This window comes from Vibrio sp. 1580, assembly GCF_033340055.1.
Map to the genome: position 1 here is coordinate 1 of NZ_JAWOVT010000769.1, position 511 is coordinate 511.

At 47.2% G+C, this 511-nt stretch carries 1 protein-coding gene; it reads left to right on the forward strand.

The annotated features are described in order from the left end of the window. A partial coding sequence (locus R7093_RS28290; protein ID WP_318147417.1) for a LysR substrate-binding domain-containing protein occupies window positions 1-511 on the forward strand: 511 nt, incomplete at both ends.

A 511-nucleotide genomic window follows, 5' to 3' on the forward strand; every position in this document is an offset into this window, starting at 1 on the left:
ATCTGCTTGATGATAAACCGTTCGAACCGGCAGATTGGCAAGGTGAGTTAGTTGTCGCGTCTAGTGACTATGTTGCTCAGTACGTTCTTCCAGATATCGCTTCCCATTTAAGCCAACTCGCGCCGCAACTGGATATGGCTTATCGCTTATGGCAACCAGATTTTCTCGATAAGTTGCATGAACTGGGTATCCACATCGCATCGTCCATGTACCCTTCAAAACCAGAAGGCGTTTCAAGCGTGAACATTGGTTCTGATACCTCGGTGTGTTTGATGAAAGCGTCACACCCGCTAGCGAGTTATAAAGAGCTGACGGTGGATGCTTTACTCAGTTATTCGCACATAAAAGTTACGGGTGGCGGCGATAAAGATTCAAGCACCGACACGGTTTTAAAAGAGATGGGGTTGGCGCGACATATCACATTTAAAGTCCCATTTTTCTCGGCGGCGGTTAATCGCCTAGTCTCAAGTGAACATTTGATGGTCGTCCCTGAGCATATCGCGTTGAACCT